The sequence below is a fragment of the Synechococcus sp. GEYO genome (assembly GCF_900473955.1).
In the GTDB taxonomy this organism is placed as follows: domain Bacteria; phylum Cyanobacteriota; class Cyanobacteriia; order PCC-6307; family Cyanobiaceae; genus Synechococcus_C.
Genome location: NZ_UCNL01000003.1, coordinates 51,048 through 67,932 on the forward strand (window position 1 = coordinate 51,048; position 16,885 = coordinate 67,932).

At 57.2% G+C, this 16,885-nt stretch carries 16 protein-coding genes; 11 read left to right on the plus strand and 5 right to left on the minus strand.

The window, feature by feature from the left end; all coding sequences use genetic code 11:
* Positions 1–2: 2 nt before the first annotated feature.
* Complete coding sequence (pyrC, locus tag DXY37_RS01190) at positions 3–1,103, minus strand: dihydroorotase (protein ID WP_115124990.1); 1,101 nt, start codon at positions 1,101–1,103, stop codon at positions 3–5.
* A gap of 1 nt (position 1,104) precedes the next feature.
* On the minus strand, positions 1,105–2,766 hold the full coding sequence (locus tag DXY37_RS01195) for a SulP family inorganic anion transporter (protein ID WP_115124991.1): 1,662 nt from the start codon (positions 2,764–2,766) through the stop codon (positions 1,105–1,107).
* Between the two features lie 125 nt (positions 2,767–2,891).
* On the opposite strand from DXY37_RS01195, the gene DXY37_RS01200 reads away from it, so the two are divergent.
* The 7 genes from DXY37_RS01200 to DXY37_RS01230 all read left to right on the plus strand — a co-directional run bounded on the left by DXY37_RS01200 (position 2,892) and on the right by DXY37_RS01230 (position 10,066).
* Positions 2,892–4,010, plus strand: coding sequence for a calcium/sodium antiporter (locus tag DXY37_RS01200; protein ID WP_115125160.1), 1,119 nt, complete (start codon positions 2,892–2,894; stop codon positions 4,008–4,010).
* A 111-nt stretch (positions 4,011–4,121) separates the two neighbouring features.
* Entirely contained in the window at positions 4,122–4,622 is a 501-nt protein-coding gene (locus DXY37_RS01205; RefSeq protein WP_115124992.1) for a DUF2231 domain-containing protein, read from the plus strand.
* The gene (locus DXY37_RS01210) at positions 4,619–5,257 is read left to right on the plus strand and encodes a DUF2231 domain-containing protein (protein ID WP_115124993.1); all 639 of its coding nucleotides are present in this window, start codon (positions 4,619–4,621) and stop codon (positions 5,255–5,257) included. The genes DXY37_RS01205 and DXY37_RS01210 overlap by 4 nt, the downstream gene beginning before the upstream one ends.
* Positions 5,254–6,201 carry a cytochrome c oxidase subunit II gene (locus DXY37_RS01215; protein WP_115124994.1) on the plus strand — a complete coding sequence of 316 codons (948 nt, stop codon included), beginning with the start codon at positions 5,254–5,256 and terminating at the stop codon, positions 6,199–6,201. Before DXY37_RS01210 ends, DXY37_RS01215 begins: the two co-directional genes overlap by 4 nt.
* Before the next feature lie 4 nt (positions 6,202–6,205).
* The gene (locus DXY37_RS01220; protein ID WP_115124995.1) at positions 6,206–7,894 is read left to right on the plus strand and encodes a cbb3-type cytochrome c oxidase subunit I; all 1,689 of its coding nucleotides are present in this window, start codon (positions 6,206–6,208) and stop codon (positions 7,892–7,894) included.
* A 3-nt stretch (positions 7,895–7,897) separates the two neighbouring features.
* Positions 7,898–8,503: a heme-copper oxidase subunit III gene (locus DXY37_RS01225; RefSeq protein WP_115124996.1), complete on the plus strand. Its 606-nt coding sequence runs from the start codon at positions 7,898–7,900 to the stop codon at positions 8,501–8,503.
* A 42-nt stretch (positions 8,504–8,545) separates the two neighbouring features.
* The gene (locus DXY37_RS01230; protein ID WP_115124997.1) at positions 8,546–10,066 is read left to right on the plus strand and encodes a GMC oxidoreductase; all 1,521 of its coding nucleotides are present in this window, start codon (positions 8,546–8,548) and stop codon (positions 10,064–10,066) included.
* Positions 10,067–10,121: 55 nt separating this feature from the next.
* Here DXY37_RS01230 and gorA read toward each other — a convergent pair whose 3' ends face one another.
* On the minus strand, positions 10,122–11,483 hold the full coding sequence (gene gorA / locus DXY37_RS01235) for a glutathione-disulfide reductase (RefSeq protein WP_115124998.1): 1,362 nt from the start codon (positions 11,481–11,483) through the stop codon (positions 10,122–10,124).
* Between the two features lie 123 nt (positions 11,484–11,606).
* On the opposite strand from gorA, the gene DXY37_RS01240 reads away from it, so the two are divergent.
* Positions 11,607–12,269 (plus strand): ParB-like protein, encoded by a 663-nt coding sequence (locus DXY37_RS01240; RefSeq protein WP_115124999.1) that lies wholly within the window; start codon positions 11,607–11,609, stop codon positions 12,267–12,269.
* Positions 12,270–12,426: 157 nt separating this feature from the next.
* Here the strand turns inward: DXY37_RS01240 and dnaA are convergent, their stop codons facing one another.
* Positions 12,427–13,854, minus strand: coding sequence for a chromosomal replication initiator protein DnaA (gene dnaA, locus DXY37_RS01245; protein WP_244276766.1), 1,428 nt, complete (start codon positions 13,852–13,854; stop codon positions 12,427–12,429).
* A 53-nt stretch (positions 13,855–13,907) separates the two neighbouring features.
* On the opposite strand from dnaA, the gene DXY37_RS01250 reads away from it, so the two are divergent.
* The 3 genes from DXY37_RS01250 to DXY37_RS01260 are packed head-to-tail and all read left to right on the plus strand — an operon-like array spanning position 13,908 to position 16,436.
* A complete protein-coding gene (locus DXY37_RS01250) occupies positions 13,908–15,068 on the plus strand; it encodes a trypsin-like peptidase domain-containing protein (RefSeq protein WP_115125161.1) in 1,161 nt (386 codons plus the stop codon).
* Positions 15,069–15,087: 19 nt separating this feature from the next.
* The gene (locus tag DXY37_RS01255) at positions 15,088–15,714 is read left to right on the plus strand and encodes a TIGR04282 family arsenosugar biosynthesis glycosyltransferase (RefSeq protein ID WP_115125001.1); all 627 of its coding nucleotides are present in this window, start codon (positions 15,088–15,090) and stop codon (positions 15,712–15,714) included.
* On the plus strand, positions 15,711–16,436 hold the full coding sequence (locus tag DXY37_RS01260; protein ID WP_371637748.1) for a TIGR04283 family arsenosugar biosynthesis glycosyltransferase: 726 nt from the start codon (positions 15,711–15,713) through the stop codon (positions 16,434–16,436). The genes DXY37_RS01255 and DXY37_RS01260 overlap by 4 nt, the downstream gene beginning before the upstream one ends.
* Here the strand turns inward: DXY37_RS01260 and DXY37_RS01265 are convergent.
* Positions 16,406–16,867 (minus strand): GNAT family N-acetyltransferase, encoded by a 462-nt coding sequence (locus DXY37_RS01265; RefSeq protein ID WP_074159282.1) that lies wholly within the window; start codon positions 16,865–16,867, stop codon positions 16,406–16,408. The two genes, DXY37_RS01260 and DXY37_RS01265, sit on opposite strands and share 31 nt — an antisense overlap.
* Positions 16,868–16,885 lie beyond the last annotated feature (18 nt).

Below are 16,885 nucleotides of genomic sequence, written 5' to 3' on the forward strand. Positions count from 1 at the left end.
ACTCAACAACCGCATTCAATGCTCCAGGGGAGGATTTCTCCTCCATGAAATAATACAGGCCATTCAGTCTCTGGCAGTGACTCTTCACCTGTGGGCGGTGAAGGAGGCTCACGCAGCTTGAGAGGAACCTGTTGATCACGTCGAACCAGGGTGACAGTGTCTTCGTTTAAAGGGAGTCTGTAAAAGTTGGGCCCATGTTCACTGGCAAAGCCTTCGAGTCGACCCAAGGCATTCTCCTGCTCGAAAATCACGGCATAACTCTCCAATGCATGAAGGGAATTGAAGATGCCTGCACAACCACAGGATGACTCCTTGCCGGAGCGGGGATGGGGGGCGGAATCCGTGCCGAGGAAGAAGCAGGGCAGACCACTGGTTGCAGCGTTCACCAACGCCCTTCGATGGCATTCCCTCTTCACGACCGGCAGACAATAAAAGTCACTGCGTAGCCCACCCATGAACATGGCGTTGCGGTTGAGATGCAGATGATGCGGAGTGATTGTGGCGGCGATGCGGTCATCACCACTCTGATAAGCCTCTCGGATATAGATCGCCGATTCCTCGGTAGTGATGTGCTCAAGCACGATCCGCAATCGAGGATGGCGCTGGCGCAACGGTTTGAGATGCCGTTCGATGAACAGGGCTTCACGGTCGAAGACATCAACATCAGGGTCCGTGACCTCACCGTGAATCAGCAGGGGCATGTCGATGGCCTCCATGCAGGTCAACACCGATGAGATCCTGGACAGATCACTGACACCGGCTGCTGAATTGGTGGTTGCATTCGCGGGATACAGCTTGGCCGCTCGGAACACATCCTGAGCGAATCCCCTCGCCAGCTCATCAGGATCGAGATCGTCTGTGAGATAAGCCGTCATCAGCGGCTCGAAGCTGATCCCCTCAGGCAGGGACTCAAGAATCCTGCTGCGATAGGCCTCCGCTGCATCCACCGATGTCACCGGTGGGCGCAGGTTGGGCATCACGATGGCCCGGGCAAAGGTTCTGGCTGTGGCAGGCAGCACAGCCCTCAGCATTGCTCCATCCCTGAGGTGCACATGCCAGTCATCCGGACGGCGAAGCACCAGGGACGTTGGAACCTCCGCCAAGTCAGACCTCCTGAAGGACAGGGAGCTCCCCCACCGCACGACGCAAAATCTCTTCACGATCTTCGCTCACATGATTTTCAGGCAGAAGCTCAAGCAGCTTCAGCTTCTCGAGACGATTGCGTGTGGAGCCGTTCATCACAACCAGATAAACAGACCTGCCCACTTCAACAGCTTCCTTAATGGCGTTTTCAAGGGCCAATGATGCAGTCACTCCGAGATGGGAGACCTCCGTCAGGTCGAACAGAACGGCTTCGCAGTCTTCAATAGCGTTGTGTTCACGGCTGATGGTCTTGGCCACACCGAAGATCATTGGACCTGTGAGCTGGAACAGCAACAGCCGTCCTCCCGCCTGATCCAGCAGTGCTTGCTGATCCTCAGGAAGTTCAACGTCATCGTCGGTCGTACTGATGGTTTTGACACCTCGTGCCTGCAGGGCCGTCATCCGTTCAATGGTGAGGACATTGGCCACGAACACACCGATAAACACGGCCCAGATCAGGTCAACCAGCACAGTGAGTGCAATCACCCCATAGGTGATGCATGCCGCCTTGATCGAAAGGTGGTGAGCACGCTGAAGGAAGCTCCAATCGATGATGTCGAAGCCCACCTTCAAAGCGATTCCTGCCAGCACCGCCAGAGGAATTTGCGCGGCCAGCGGCGCTGCCAGCAGGATCACCAGCATCAGGATCAGGGCCCGGACGATCCCGGACAGGGCCGAGCGGCCCCCCGCCTGAATATTGACCACGGTGCCCATGGTGGCTCCAGCTCCTGGCAGACCACCGAACAGACCCGACATCACATTGCCGAGGCCCTGGCCAATAAGCTCCTTATTGGAATCGTGCTCCGTACGGGTGAGGCTGTCTGCCACCACCGAGGTGAGCAGAGCATCGATGCATCCCAGCATGCCGAGCACGGCACCATTCACCACCATCAACCGGATCTGATCACTTGAAAAGGTCGGTGGATTGAAACTGGGAAATTCAGCTGTGAATTCAGGAATCCTGCGCAGTTCAACGTCACCGAAAAGCGTGAGCGACAACAGAGTCCCCACCACAAGAGCCAGCAGCTGAGGAGGGCAGAAGCGCTTCAACTGCTCGGGTGTGAACCAAAGGATCAACAAAGTGATCACGGCCAGTCCCAGCTCAAGAGGCTGAACACCCGACAACAATGCAGGGAGAGAACTCAGAGTCCCGATCACACCGCCGGGAGGGTTGCTCTGTCCCAGGAAGGGAGCGAGCTGCAAAATGACAAGGATCACACCAATCCCGGACATGAAGCCCGAGATCACCGTGTAGGGCATCATCGTGATGTAGCGGCCCAAACGGAAAAATCCAAACAGGATCTGGAACACGCCAGCCAGCACCACCACAGTGAAGGCCATCGCCAGTGCAGTGCCCTTGTCGGGAATCTGGCTTGTGAAACTGAGAATGACGGCGGTGAACACCACCGTCATGGGGCCCGTCGGCTCGGAAATCAATGTGGGAGTGCCACCGAAGAGCGATGCCACCAGGCCGATGATCACAGCGCCCCAAAGTCCGGCAGCGGCTCCCGCGCCGGAGGCCACACCGAAGGCGAGGGCCATCGGCAACGCCACGACGGCTGCCGTCACACCACCGAAAACATCCCCACGAACGTTGCGTGTACTGATGTGATTCAGAAGCACGCCAAACCGTTTCGAATGTGGCGGAATGCTAATTCCCTGTCAGCGCAATGGACTGAATCCGTGCGGGCTCGTTCCCTTATGAGAACTAGGTGGCATCGCACAATGAGAGCAGGCTGCGACGCACGATGCCCGAGTTTCTGACATCCGCCCTGGAGGTCCTCATCGGGATCGGCCTGTTGTTTGCAGGGGGAGAAGTTTTCGTCCAGGGAGCGGTGACGCTCTCGTTGATTTTCGGAATCCCTCAACTGGTGATCGGACTCACTGTCGTGTCGATCGGAACCAGTGCTCCTGAACTGTTCGTGAGTATCAATTCGGTTTTGCGTGGATTGGATTCCCTGGCCGTGAGCAACGTGGTGGGCAGCAACATCTTCAATGTGATGGTGGTGCTAGGCAGCAGTGCTGTGGTGATGCCACTGCGCGTCGAAAGCCGTCTCGTTCGCAGGGATGTGCCGTTAATGATCGCGGTGTCCGCGGCGGTCTGGGGCATGGCCTCGGCTGGGAGGGTGACCTGGCAGTCGGGCGTGGCACTACTGCTGGCCCTGGTGATCAATTCAATCTGGGAAATCCGCACAGCCCGAGAGGAGCCAGCAGGTGTTGAAGGAGCCGAACCCGATGTGAACCCCGACCAGGGCAAGCGCGGCATCCTCAAAGCGGTGTTGTCACTGTTGCTGGGAATTCTGCTGCTGGGTATTGGGTCTCGGGTTCTCGTCAGCGGTGCCAGCGGCGCCGCTGCCTATTTGGGCGTCAGTGAAGCGGTGATTGGACTCACGATCGTGTCCGCCGGCACCTCAATGCCCGAATTGATCACCTCTCTGGTGGCTGCCATCAAGGGCCGAACCGATCTGGCAATCGGCAATGTTGTGGGCAGCAACCTGCTCAACCAGCTGCTCGTGCTGGGCGCTAGTTCCGTGGCAGCGGCTGGCGCCGGCGGTTTGCAAGTGAGTCCCTTGCTGATTCAGCGCGACATGCCGGTGATGGTGCTGACCGCACTGGCCTGCATGCCAATCTTCTGGACCAAAGGCCAGATCACCCGACTAGAAGGGGGAATCCTGCTGGCCCTGTACGTGTTCTACGTGGTGGATCAGGTGCTGCCTCGCACGTTGCCAACCTGGCAGGACGAATTCCGACTGGTGATGCTTTGCCTCGTGGTTCCAGCTGTAGTTGTCGTGATTGTTGTTCAAGCTGGTCTGTACTGGCGACAGCTACAACGCAAGCGTCTCAAAGAGCCCAATGAGCTGAACTGAATTGAGAGATCTCGCTGGGAGCGATGTCACAACATCGCGAGCATTCGTAAATGAAAGGCTGACTGCATCCTGAATGCTGTCCATCCTTGGAGGACGTTGCGCGGCTTGCCGATGCTCGAGCTGCTTCCACCTCTCAACGATAAAAATCTTCCCTGGCTGGATGTCATCCATCCAATCGTTGTTCACTTCGTGATCGCAATGGCGCTGATCACAGTGGTATTTGATCTGATTGGAGTCATAACCAACAAACGCAATCTATTTGAAGTCAGCTTTTGGAATCTTGTGGTGGCGACTATTGCAATCTTCGTCGCCATTATCTTCGGCCAAATTGAAGCGGGCCTGGCCAACCCCTATGGAGCTTCCAGAGACATTTTGAATTACCACAGCACGATCGGCTGGTCGCTCGCCGGTGTGCTTGGTCTTTTCACAGGCTGGCGCTATGTGGTGAGGCAAAAGGATCCAACTCGGCTACCTGCAGGTTTTCTCGTACTCGATGGTGTTCTCGCCACGCTCGTTTTTTGCCAGGTGTATCTGGGAGACATGCTCGTTTGGATTTACGGACTGCACACTGTGCCTGTGGTTGATGCAATCCGCAGTGGAGCGGTGTCATGAACTCTGAGAAATTCTTCCAACTGATCGCGATTCCTTCTCCCATCAACCAGATCGCAGACCAGCTCGGGGCCAATGATCTTCCCTACAGGATTCCAATCCATCCAAACCTGGTTCACTTCACAATCGGATTGTTCGCAATCGGCATTGCTTTCGATTTCGCAGGTGCGTTCTATCCACTGGAAAAAAGGATCTTCCGTTTCCTGGCATTACCTGTGACGCGCACCGGCTTCCATGACGTGGGCTGGTACAACGTTTTGGCCTGCAGCGTGATCACTTTTTTCACGGTGGCCGCCGGCTTCTACGAAATGCTCCTGGCCGTACCGCTTCCAGGGGAGATTCGCACCGTCATCGGACAGAACGCCATCAGCACAATGATCTGGCATGCCATCGGCGGCGTGGCCCTGCTGCTGATCATCGTGGTGATGACCATCTGGCGGGGATATCAACGCTTCGTATGGCGCAAGGACTTCGGTCGAGAAGTGACCTGGCTGTATCTCTTCTGTGGAGCAACAATCCTGCTTGTGATGGGCGTGCATGGAAGTCTTGGTGCCTGGCTTGCCAGTGAGTTCGGCGTACACATCACAGCAGATCAACTTTTAGCTGCCGGGGCAGATCTCAAGGAGTCGCTTCCATGACATCGACTCGCCGAATGAATCAAAAACGCTTTCCAGTCAAGCTGTTCGTGACAATCCTGATCGCGACAGCCATTGATCTTCTGGCAAGCATTCAGATCTCACGTTGGGCTTACGGATGGCTCCCGATCCCAGCCTCCTCAGCCGCACCTTATGTGGATGATCTTTTCAGTCTGGAAGTAGGAATCGGAGCATTTATCTTCATCGGCTGCGTTGGATTCATTATCTGGTCCGTTTTATTCAATCGTGCCGAAAAATATGACGAAAGTGATGGTCTGCCAATTGAGGGCAACACGAAGCTAGAAATCATATGGACCGTGATTCCATTCTTCGTTGTCATGGCTCTAGCCTTTTATTCAATTCATGTCAACGAAACACTGGCCACTCTTGGTCCAAAACAAAAATATGACGTTGCCATCAATCAGGCACCCGAAGCCGTTGCCACTCTGGATGTCACTCGTGAGGTCGGACCCATCGAAGTGATTTCGAGGCAATGGTCCTGGGAGTTCATCTATCCAAGTGGAGTTCGCAGTTCCGAGCTGCATCTTCCCTTGAATTTGAGAGCGAATTTTCTATTGAGTTCTAAGGACGTCATTCACAGCTTCTATATCCCAGCCTTCCGTCTTAAACAGGACATCATTCCAGGCAGCGTGATTTCCTACAGCCTCACACCCACAAAAGAAGGACGCTTCAGGCTGCGCGATGCAATGTTTAGCGGTGCTTATTTCTCCCAGAACCAGACCGATGTGATCGTTGAATCGGAAGAGAACTACGACGCATGGCTGACAAGAACCGCCAAGCGCCCGATGGTGAAGGGACTGAGCCCAGGCACCACTCTCTACGAAAAACGCCTCAAGGAAGGTGACCGGGGCTGGGCCACGGTTGCTCCAGCGCCTCCTCCCTTGGTCAACGACCCCGGCAATCCCGAAGCGCCCCACGACTCCTGAAACGATGACGCTCACCAATTACGACCCGAGGGTGCTCAAGGCTCCCCACCCCGTTCCAGGAGCTCCGGACAACTGGAAGCGCTTCTTCAGCTTCAATACCGACGCCAAGGTCATCGGCATTCAATACATCGGCCTCTCCCTGCTCTTTTTGCTTCTGGGTGGGTTACTGGCCATGGTCATGCGCGGAGAATTGATCACTCCACCTGCTGATCTAGTCGACCCGAGTGTCTACAACGGTCTTTACACAATGCACGGAACAGTGATGCTGTTCCTGTTTCTGTTTCCGGTTCTGAACGGCTTCAACAACCTGTTAATCCCCACCATGATCGGTGCTCCCGACATGGCTTTTCCCAAGCTCAATGCCGCGGCCTTCTGGCTGGTACCTGTGTTTGCTGTCGTGCTGCTGAGCAGCTTCTTCGTGCCGGGCGGACCAGCTTCATCGGGATGGTGGTCTTATCCACCCATGAGCATTCAGAACCCACTCGGACATTTCATCAATGGTGAATTTCTCTGGATCCTTGCTGTAGCAATTTCGGGGGTGTCTTCGATCATGGGAGCCGTCAATTTCGTCACCACAATCATTCGAATGCGGGCTCCGGGCATGGGATATTTCCGCATGCCGGTGTTTGTGTGGACCGCATGGGCAGCGCAGACCCTTCAGCTGATTGGTCTTCCTGCACTCACCGGTGGAGCCATCATGCTCCTGTTCGATCTCAGTTTCGGGACCAGTTTTTTCAAGCCTGAAGGAGGTGGAGACCCCGTCCTTTACCAGCACTTCTTCTGGTTCTATTCACATCCCGCGGTGTACGTGATGGTGCTGCCCGTGTTCGGCATCTTCTCGGAGCTAATCACGGTGTATTCACGTAAACCTCTGTTCGGCTACAAGTTCGTAGCGCTGGCCTCCTTCATCATCACCTTCCTGGGACTGATTGTCTGGGTACACCACATGTTCTACACGGGAACTCCTCAGTGGATGCGCAATCTTTTCATGATCACCACAATGCTGATCGCTGTGCCCACTGGTGTCAAAGTGTTCGCCTGGCTGGGAACGCTTTGGGGAGGAAAAATTCGTCTCACCACAGCGATGCTGTTTGTGCTGGGAGGTCTGGTGAATTTCATTTTCGGAGGCATTACAGGCGTCATGCTTGGCACGGTGCCGATTGATATCCACGTAGGCAACACTTACTTCGTTGTTGCTCATTTTCATTACATCATCTTCAACACCATTGGATTCGGAGTCTTCGCCGGAATTTACCACTGGTTCCCGAAATTTACCGGTCGCATGTACTACGAGGGATTGGGAAAAGTTCATTTCACTCTCACCTTCATCGGTGCCACGCTCAACTGGCTTCCTCTTCACTGGGCAGGCCTCTACGGCATGCCTCGACGGGTTGCCTCCTATGACCCCGAATTCGCTCTCTGGAATGTGATCGCGAGCATCGGAGCCTTTATGCTTGGAGTGGCTTCTATTCCCTTCATTCTTAACATCGTCAGCTCTTGGGCGAGGGGTGCCAAAGCCCCTGCCAATCCCTGGAGAGCAATCGGCCTGGAATGGTTACTTCCCTCACCGCCTCCTGCTGAAAATTTCGAAGACGATATTCCCACTGTGATCAGCAAGCCCTATGGCTATGGCCTAGGAAAACCCCTTGTTGAAGACGAGGATTTCTATATCAGACGTTCTATGGAGGCCTAAGTAGTGACCAGCACAAATGCTGAATTACCACTGAAACATGTACCCGGACACATCCAACATGACGGGCACAATCTCACTGGCTTTATCATTTTTCTCTGCTCAGAAAGCATCATCTTCCTGGCATTTTTTATCGGCTATGCGCTACTGAAGATTACCAGTCCCGAATGGTTACCTGATGGCGTCGAAGGCCTGGAAACCAGGATGCCTCTCATCAACACGGTCATTCTCGTAAGCTCCAGCTTTGTGGCTTATTTTGCCGAGCGCTATCTCCACAAAGAGAATCTCTCGGGATTCCGGGCCATGTGGTTACTCACGATGGCCATGGGCAGCTACTTCGTATACGGGCAGTATGTCGAATGGTCGGAGCTAAAATTCGGCCTGGGCAGTGGAGTTTTCGGTGGAACGTTTTATTTACTTACCGGATTTCATGGACTTCATGTAATCACAGGAATTCTACTGATGGGCCTGATGCTGGCGCGTTCCTTCCGCCCAAACAACTACGCCAATGGTGATATGGGTGTCACCGCAGTGAGCCTGTTCTGGCATTTTGTGGATGTGATCTGGATCATCCTTTATGTCCTGATTTATGTGTGGCAGCGAACCAGCTGATCGCCGTTTGTATCACTTAGTCCTCAACGACATCAGCCAAATATGATCATCGATGACCGCCATTACGACATCATCATCGTCGGAAGTGGTGCAGGCGGAGGAACTCTTGCAGGAGCGCTCACTCGCCAGGGCAGAAGCGTTCTGTTGTTGGAGCGGGGTGCAGCGATGGCACTCAGTGATCAGAACGTGGCCGATGTGGATCTACTGCGCAAGGATCGCTATCACCCTAAAGATGAACGATGGTTCGGTCCTGATGGAGACCCGTTTGCTCCTCAGACGTCCTACAGCCTCGGTGGCAACACCAAGATCTGGGGAGCCGTGCTGGAACGCATGCGCGAGCAAGATTTCGGTGACCTGCCGCTCCAAGGGGGTGTGTCACCGGCCTGGCCTTTCGATTACGCCCATCTAGCGCCCTATTACGACCAAGCAGAGACGCTCTACCGAGTTCACGGTCAAGCCCATGTTGACCCGACAGAGCCTTCACGTCGCAAGGACTTCGATCATGCACCGCGGCCGGTCGTGCCCTTCCTTGAACAGCTTCGCGAAGGACTTCAACGCCATGGCTGCAAGCCGTATGACCTACCGCTCAGCTGGTCTGAAAGCGAGGAGGATCCCAGTGGTGACGCCCAACTCTTCGGCCTGGACAATGCCGAGCAAAGCAAGCTGGACATCCGAACGATGGCCAAGGTCCTGCGGTTGCACGTGAACCCGAGCGGACGAGAGGTGAAGAGAGTTGAGACCGATGTGGACGGGGAGATCTGGCTGTTCTCGTCTGATCTGGTCGTCCTGGCGGCCGGTGCGATTAACACTCCAGTCATCCTGCTGCGGTCCGGCAGTGAACGGCATCCCCGTGGTCTCAGCAACAAGTCCGACCAGGTGGGCCGAAACCTGATGAATATTCAGCTCACCTCAATCCTGCAGCGTTCCGCTGAAGCCAACAGCGGTCGCTATGCCCGCTCCTTGGGCATTAACGACTACTACTGGGGAGACAAGAATGTGAATTTCCCCCTTGGGCACATTCAGTCGGCAGGCGGTGTTCTGCAGGACGCACTCTTTGCGGAGTCACCGCCAGTGTTGTCGCTGATCAGCAAATTAATTCCTGATTTCGGCCTCGAGCGACTGGCATCGCGATCAGTGGCCTGGTGGGCCATGACCGAAGTGCTTCCCGATGCGGAAAACAAGGTATGGCTCAACAAGGAACAGATCCGCATCAATTATCTCCACAACAATTTGGAGGCTCACGACCGACTTGTTTATCGCTGGATCGACACGCTCAAAAGTGTGGAGGCCGATCCGGTCACCAAGGTGGTGACCTCAGAGCCCGTACATCCCCGTGGTGAAGCACCTCTCAGTGTGGTGGGCTACGCCTGCGGGACCTGTCGCATGGGTGAGGATCCCGTCGCATCCGTTGTGGACGCCGATGGCAAGTGCCATGAACTAGAGAACGTCTATATCTCCGACAACAGTGTGTTCCCAAGCTGCCCCAGTGTGGGGCCGGGCCTCACCACAATCGCTATGGCATTGCGCATGGCCGAGACACTTCACCAAAGGCTTCAGCACTGATCCTCGGAGCTCTGATCATGAACCGATCGGCTCATCGAGGAACAGTGATGCGTGATTAGCCCATGGTCACGAACTCTTCCGACACCGTGGGATGCAGAGCCATCGTGCGGTCAAAGTCGGCCTTGGTCGCTCCCATCCCAACCGCGATCGCCGCCATCTGAATGATCTCAGCGGCATGCTCACCAACCATATGGCAACCCAGCACTCGCTCGGTTTCCGCTTCAAGCACGAGCTTGAGTAGGCAGCGGGGGCCGCGCTTCGGCAGTGCCTGCGCCATGGAACGGAACCGGGCTCTGTGAATCACGACGCCATCAGCGCCGTACTGAGCGATGGCGTTTTCTTCCGACAATCCCACCGTTGCCAGCTCAGGCTGACTGAACACGGCACTGGCCACCAGCTCATGGTCCACCTGACGCGGTCGGTCTCCAAAAATGCTGTCAGCGAAGGCGCGACCCTCATCAATCGCCACTGGCGTGAGGCAAATGCGATCAGTCACATCACCGACGGCGAACACATGGGAGACGTTGGTGCGCTGATCAGCATCGACGGGAATGCGATTCCCCTGAGTCGAGACGCCCGCTGCATCAAGATTGAGTCCCTTCAGGAAAGGCCGACGTCCTGTGGCAAGCAGCACCCCGCCACAGGCAATGCGATCTCCACGATCCGTGCGCACCACGAGATCTCCCGGCGTTCCCTCAATACTTTTAGGAATTGTTGTGAACTGAAGATTCACGCCCTTCTCCGCCATACCCTCTTGAACCACTCCAGCCAGTTCGGCGTCGAAGCCCCGCAGCAGATGCTCACGCCGCACAAGCTGGGTGACTTCAACACCAAGACCGCTGAGGATGCCGGCGAATTCGCAGGCGATGAAGCCAGCACCCACCACAACCATCCGCTCAGGGAAACGTTCCAACAGAAACATGTCGTCGCTGACCCAGCCCAGCTCGACTCCTTGAATATCAGGTCGCTGAGGGCGACCGCCGACGCCGATAAGCACCCTCTCAGCCTGCAGGCGATGCTGCGGGTCACCACCGGGATCAGTCGAGACAAGGATGTGATGGTCGTCCTCGAACCGGCCCCAGCCTTGGATCAGGGTGACACCGGCCTTCGCCAGAAATTCAATGTGCATGGCATTGAGGCGATCCACCTCAGCACGCATATTGGCCAGCAACTGTGATGAATCAATCCGGACTTCAGAAGGATGGACGCCATAACTGGAGGCCTCCTCCATCTGCTCCGCCATCTGGGATCCATACACCAGCAATTTCTTGGGGACACAGCCCCTGATCACACAGGTGCCACCAACGCGGTCACCCTCCACGATGGCCACGCGAGCACCATGACGTGCCGCCCGCTTGGCAGCGGCCAAGCCACCGGAACCAGCACCGAGCACAACAAGATCAAACGACTGGTTCACCGCAGCTGACGTTCAACTACCAACCATTCTGATGGGTTTGGTTTCCAGCTCTTCACAGGGTGCGATTCAGATCAACAAACCAAACAATCACTGAGATCCGCATAGGGTTGAGTCAATCGAGACTTGGAGTCCGGTGTGCATCTGCCTCGCTACGACCGGATTCCTGATCATGACGATGACCACAGCCTGATCGAAGTCAGGGTGAGTGATCTCCAGCCCACGCAAATGTGCGTTGGGCTGGCGGAAGTTCGCAGCCGTCAGAAGGACTTCAGCCAGGAAAGCAAGACAGAACGTCTCGAGTATCTACGCGGCAAGCCCGTGCCCCTTGTGCGCAACCGCCTTGGGCAGCTCTGGATGGTGGATCGACACCATCGCCTGAGGGCACTTCTGGAGATGGATCCAAACGTCACCACTTATGGCTACGTGATCGCTGAGATTGAGAGCGACAGCCGCGATGCAGCCCTACTGGCCCTGCAGGATCGGGGCTGGCTCTATCTCCATGACGGACGCGGCAACGGTCCCTGGGAACCCTCGAAGCTGCCCCATTCACTGCTGGGCCTTGAAGACGACCCCTACCGCAGCCTCGTCTGGAAACTCAAGAAGGAAGGCCTGATCAAACCACAGCGCTTAATCCCGTATCACGAGTTCCGCTGGGGGGCATGGCTGCGAACCCGCCCTCTGCCGCCGTTCAGTTCCTCCCAGCTGGACCCTGCTCTGCCAGCATCCCGGCGACTGGCTCAGTCCCGAGCTGCAGCTCATCTGGCCGGCTGGACCGGTGGAAACTGAACCAATCAGCAATGACGAACAAACGGTCGACGTGCGGCTCCCATCAGTGGTGACTAAGGGAGGAAGCGTCAGGATCCACGATCGTCGTTCAGGCAGGAATGATTTCAGCCGATGCGGTCGACATGTTCTCGCATGCAGCCGTTTCCTCAAGCCACAGTCAACGCTTGCGGCGTGAATCGATCTGAAGCAGATCACGCACCCTCTGCACCTGACTGGCCAGCTGTGGATCAGTGCCGAGCTTTTTTTCCACCTGCTCAATGGCGTATATCACCGTGGTGTGATCCTTACCGCCGAAGGTTTCACCGATGCGCGGCAGGCTGAGGCCGGTGCCCTGACGCATCAGGAACATGCCCACCTGCCGGGCCTGGCTGACGGCCCGGCGACGACTGCTGCTGCGCATGTCATCTGCAGTCACCCCGAAGACCTCTGACACCTTGTCGATCACCTGTTGTGGTGTGACGTCAACACCCTGGCCGCTGGGATCCAGCATGGGAGCGACCGATTCAACGGTCATCGGCATCCCGGTAATCGAGGAAAAGGCGACGGCCCTCGTGAGCGCTCCCTCCAGCTCACGGATGTTGGAGGTGAAACGACCAGAGATGTATTGAATCAGATCTCTTGGCAAGGCAACACGTTCCTGTTCGGCCTTTTTCTGAAGAATCGCCATGCGCGTCTCCAGGTCCGGAGCCTGAATATCAGCGATCAAACCCATGGAGAAACGCGAGATCAGACGTTCCTGCAGTCGCGGGATCTGGCTAGGGGGACGATCGCTCGCAATCACAATCTGTCGACCTGCCTCATGCAGCGCGTTGAAGGTATGGAAGAACTCTTCCTGCGTGTATTCCTTTCCCTCGATGAACTGAATGTCATCAATAAGGATGAGGTCAGCGGCCCGGTAACGATCGCGAAAGGCCTGCATGCCGTCTTTGCGGATCGCCACGATCAGGTCGTTGGTGAAGGTCTCAGTGGAGACATAGAACACCTTGGCCTCAGGGTCGATCTCGAGGCGGTAATGGCCGATGGCCTGCATGAGATGGGTCTTACCGAGGCCGACCCCTCCACAGATGAACAGCGGATTGAATTCGCGCCCCGGGGCCTCAGCGACAGCGAGGGCAGCGGCATGGGCCATGCGGCTGTTAGGCCCCACGACAAATCGGTTGAACACGTACCGCATGTTCAGCCCCGGCAGACGTCGGGGCGCCTTCTTCACTGGGGTTGGCGGCGCTACAGGAGCCGGCACCGCTGCAGCTGAAGCTGCAGCCGTGACAGCTTCAGCTGCCGAACCTGCCTGGAGGTCCTCGGCATCACGCGCCAGAACCGACACCGTCACAGGCTGACCAATGATTTCACCAGCCACGTCCGCGATGGTGCTCGCGTAGTTCTTGCGCAACCAGTTACTGGCAAAGCTGTTGGGCGCCAGCAATGTCAGAGTCCCCTCCCTGAATCCACTGCACTGGGCAGGGCGGATCCAGGTCTCGAAAGTCGGCTTGCTGAGGTTGCTCTGAAGGGCCTGCTGAACCTTGCTCCAAAGCTCACTGCCCGTCAGCACTACACCCTCCGAATCACGGTGGCTGAATCTACGCACTCCAGGCCGATCGGTCCGTCTTTAATGAGGTGCTGACGACATCACAGATCTTCATGGCCTCCGCCATCCAGCGTCCACTGAAGCGCGCACTCACGCTCATCGGCGTCGGCCTCATCGGCTCCAGTCTCTGCGGCTGCGGAACCGCCTGGAAGCAACGCATCGGACTGGATCAGGCCCCTACCAGAGACCCCTTACCGGAGGTCAGCGATGGCCCCCGCTCAGCCCCCCTTCAACCGGGGAAAAACATCATTGTTGAAGCGGTGGATCGGGTCGGTCCCTCAGTGGTGCGGATCGATACTGTGAAACGTGTCGTGAACCCGCTTGGCAACCTCTTCGGCGGCAGAGCACCGATCCAGCAACAGGCGGGCCAGGGATCCGGATTCATCACGCGTTCTGACGGGCTGATCTTCACGAACGCACACGTTGTGGAGGGCGCGGACCAGGTCTCGGTCACACTGCCCGACGGTCGCAGCTTCAGCGGTCGCGTTCTTGGCAGTGACCCACTCACGGACATCGCTGTGGTGCGGGTGGTTGCCGACAAACTGCCGGTCGCTCCCCTCGGCAATTCCAACAATCTCAAGCCCGGGGAATGGGCCATCGCCATCGGCAATCCCCTTGGCCTCAACAACACGGTGACGGCTGGGATCATCAGCGCCGTGGATCGCACCAATGCCATAGGAGAGGGGCAGAGAGTGCCCTATATCCAGACCGATGCTGCCGTTAATCCGGGCAACAGCGGCGGGCCGCTGATCAACGCCGCTGGTCAGGTGATCGGCATCAACACCGCCATCAAAAAGGCCCCCGGAGCCGGCTTGAGTTTTGCCATCCCGATCAATCTGGCCAAGCGAATCGCGCAGCAGATCATCAGTACCGGCCAGGCGTCTCACCCATTCATTGGCGTCCGTCTCCAGAGCCTCACACCCCAGCTCGCCAAGGAGATCAATGCCACGGCCAACAGCAATCTGTGCACGGTGCCTGAATTGAACGGCGTGGTGGTGATCGAAGTGGTGGAGAACAGCCCTGCTGCAGAGGGCGGAATCCGCCCCTGCGACCTGATCCGTGAAGTGAACCGCACCAAAGTGCAGGATGCTTCCCAGGTGCAGCTGGCAGTCGACCGGGGGCGTGTCGGCCAGGCCATGCCCATCATTGTTGAGCGCGATGGCGAAAGCCTCGAGCTGATGGTGAAACCTGAGGAACTCCCGCGGCAGCAGTAATCCTTGGCGGGCTGATCCGATGACCGAGCCCATCCTGGTGGTGATGACCCGCTGGCCTGCCAGCGGGCGCTGCAAACGTCGCCTTGCAAGCACACTTGGGTCTTCGCAGGCGGCAGGGATCCAGGCGCGGCTGATCGCTCACACCCTGGCTGTGGCCCAAGGTCTCGCCAGAGATGGAACGCTGAGATTGCACATCGCCATCAGCGGTGCCGGCTCAAGAGCCTGCCGTCGCTGGCTCGCCTCGATTCCTGAAGCCAGCATCAGCGCACAAGGCCGAGGAGATCTTGGCAACCGCATGCGCAGGGAGGTGCTGCGGGCACGTTCCACTGACCCTGCGGCTCCGGTGATCCTGATCGGCACAGATCTTCCCGACCTGGCTGCAAGAGATCTGATCAGGGCTATCGAGCTTCTTCGGCAGTCACCACTCGTGATCGGACCATCACGGGATGGTGGCTACTGGCTGTTCGGTCTGTCGGCAACGGCACCAGGAGCACCCCGCTGGCCCTTTCATTCGATCCCGTGGGGTAGCGACCAGGTCTTTGGCCTCACTTGGCAGCGAGCCTGCCAGCGCGGTCTGAAGCCGGCACAGCTCGACACACGCAATGACATCGACCAGCTCGAGGATCTTGAGGGATGGCTGGCATGACCAGGCCAGAACTTCTGAGCGTGGTCATCCCCTGCCTCAATGAGGCAGAACGGCTGCCGTTGCTGCTGGCGGACTTGCAGTGCGTTGGGAGCGGACTGGAGATTCTGCTAGCGGATGGGGGGAGCAGCGATGCCACACCAGAGATCGCAGGCTTGGCAGGTGCTCATCTGATCAAAATTCATCCCGCTGGCCGTGGCCGTCAACTGCGCGCCGCAGCGGCTCAGGCCCATGGCGACTGGTTGCTGTTCTTGCATGCAGATAGTCGTCTTCCCCTTCAATGGTTCAGGGGGGTCAGCCCGCTACTGCAAACCTCTGCCGCAGCAGCTAACGCCTGGTATTTCGATTTTCGAATTGCTCCCTCCACAGCGTCGCGACGTCTGCTGGAGCAGGCTGTGGCCTTGCGCAGTCGCTGGCTGCAGCGTCCCTACGGTGATCAAGGGCTACTGCTGCATCGCGAGCTTTATCACCGTTGCGGCGGCTTTGCCGAGCTGCCTCTGATGGAGGATCTGGATCTGGTGGAGCGCCTGAGCCGCATCGCTGATCTCAAGCGGATAGGCCTGCCACTGACCACCGATGGCCGACGTTGGCAAGACGATGGAGTCCTACGGCGCAGCTGGCGTAATGCACGGCTGCGTCGGCGCTGGAAGCAGGGCGAGTCTGCGGAGCGGCTAGCCGAGGATTACTACGGCACTCAGTTCGCGTACCAGAAACCGCAGCGATGACCATTGGGCTCAAGGTCCCAGCCCAGACGTTTATAGAAAGGCAGGACCCCTGGGTCGGCGAACAATGTGGCGCGTTCAGTCCCAAGAGCGCGCAGAGCATCGAGGATGTAATCCATCAGCTGACTGCCGAGACCGGAGCCCTGGTACAGGGGGTGAACAGCAACATCCCAGATAGTCGCTTCGAGCACCCCGTCGCCTGTGCAGCGCGCAAAACCCACCAAACGTGGGATCCGGGCATCGTGGCGCCAGAGACCAACCCGGATCAGGCTGTTGTCAAGAGCCTTGCGAACCCGTCTGACAGGTCGCCGGCTCCAGCCCACAGCTTCCAGAAGCTGCTCCAACTCCACCAAATCGAAGGGTCGGTGCTGGCTGAACACCAGAGTGAGCTGGCTGGCAGGGGTCGCACACAGCTTCGCCTGATCGCCATACATCACTTGCAGTATCTCTGG

Coding starts and splice junctions, on each gene's coding strand:
- DXY37_RS01230 (WP_115124997.1), top strand. CDS start 8,546: ATGATCATCGATGACCGCCATTACGACATCATCATCGTCGGAAGTGGT.
- DXY37_RS01255 (WP_115125001.1), top strand. CDS start 15,088: ATGACCGAGCCCATCCTGGTGGTGATGACCCGCTGGCCTGCCAGCGGG.
- DXY37_RS01205 (WP_115124992.1), top strand. CDS start 4,122: ATGCTCGAGCTGCTTCCACCTCTCAACGATAAAAATCTTCCCTGGCTG.
- DXY37_RS01250 (WP_115125161.1), top strand. CDS start 13,908: ATGGCCTCCGCCATCCAGCGTCCACTGAAGCGCGCACTCACGCTCATC.
- DXY37_RS01260 (WP_371637748.1), top strand. CDS start 15,711: ATGACCAGGCCAGAACTTCTGAGCGTGGTCATCCCCTGCCTCAATGAG.
- DXY37_RS01210 (WP_115124993.1), top strand. CDS start 4,619: ATGAACTCTGAGAAATTCTTCCAACTGATCGCGATTCCTTCTCCCATC.
- DXY37_RS01220 (WP_115124995.1), top strand. CDS start 6,206: ATGACGCTCACCAATTACGACCCGAGGGTGCTCAAGGCTCCCCACCCC.
- DXY37_RS01215 (WP_115124994.1), top strand. CDS start 5,254: ATGACATCGACTCGCCGAATGAATCAAAAACGCTTTCCAGTCAAGCTG.
- DXY37_RS01200 (WP_115125160.1), top strand. CDS start 2,892: ATGCCCGAGTTTCTGACATCCGCCCTGGAGGTCCTCATCGGGATCGGC.
- DXY37_RS01265 (WP_074159282.1), bottom strand. CDS start 16,867: ATGTATGGCGATCAGGCGAAGCTGTGTGCGACCCCTGCCAGCCAGCTC.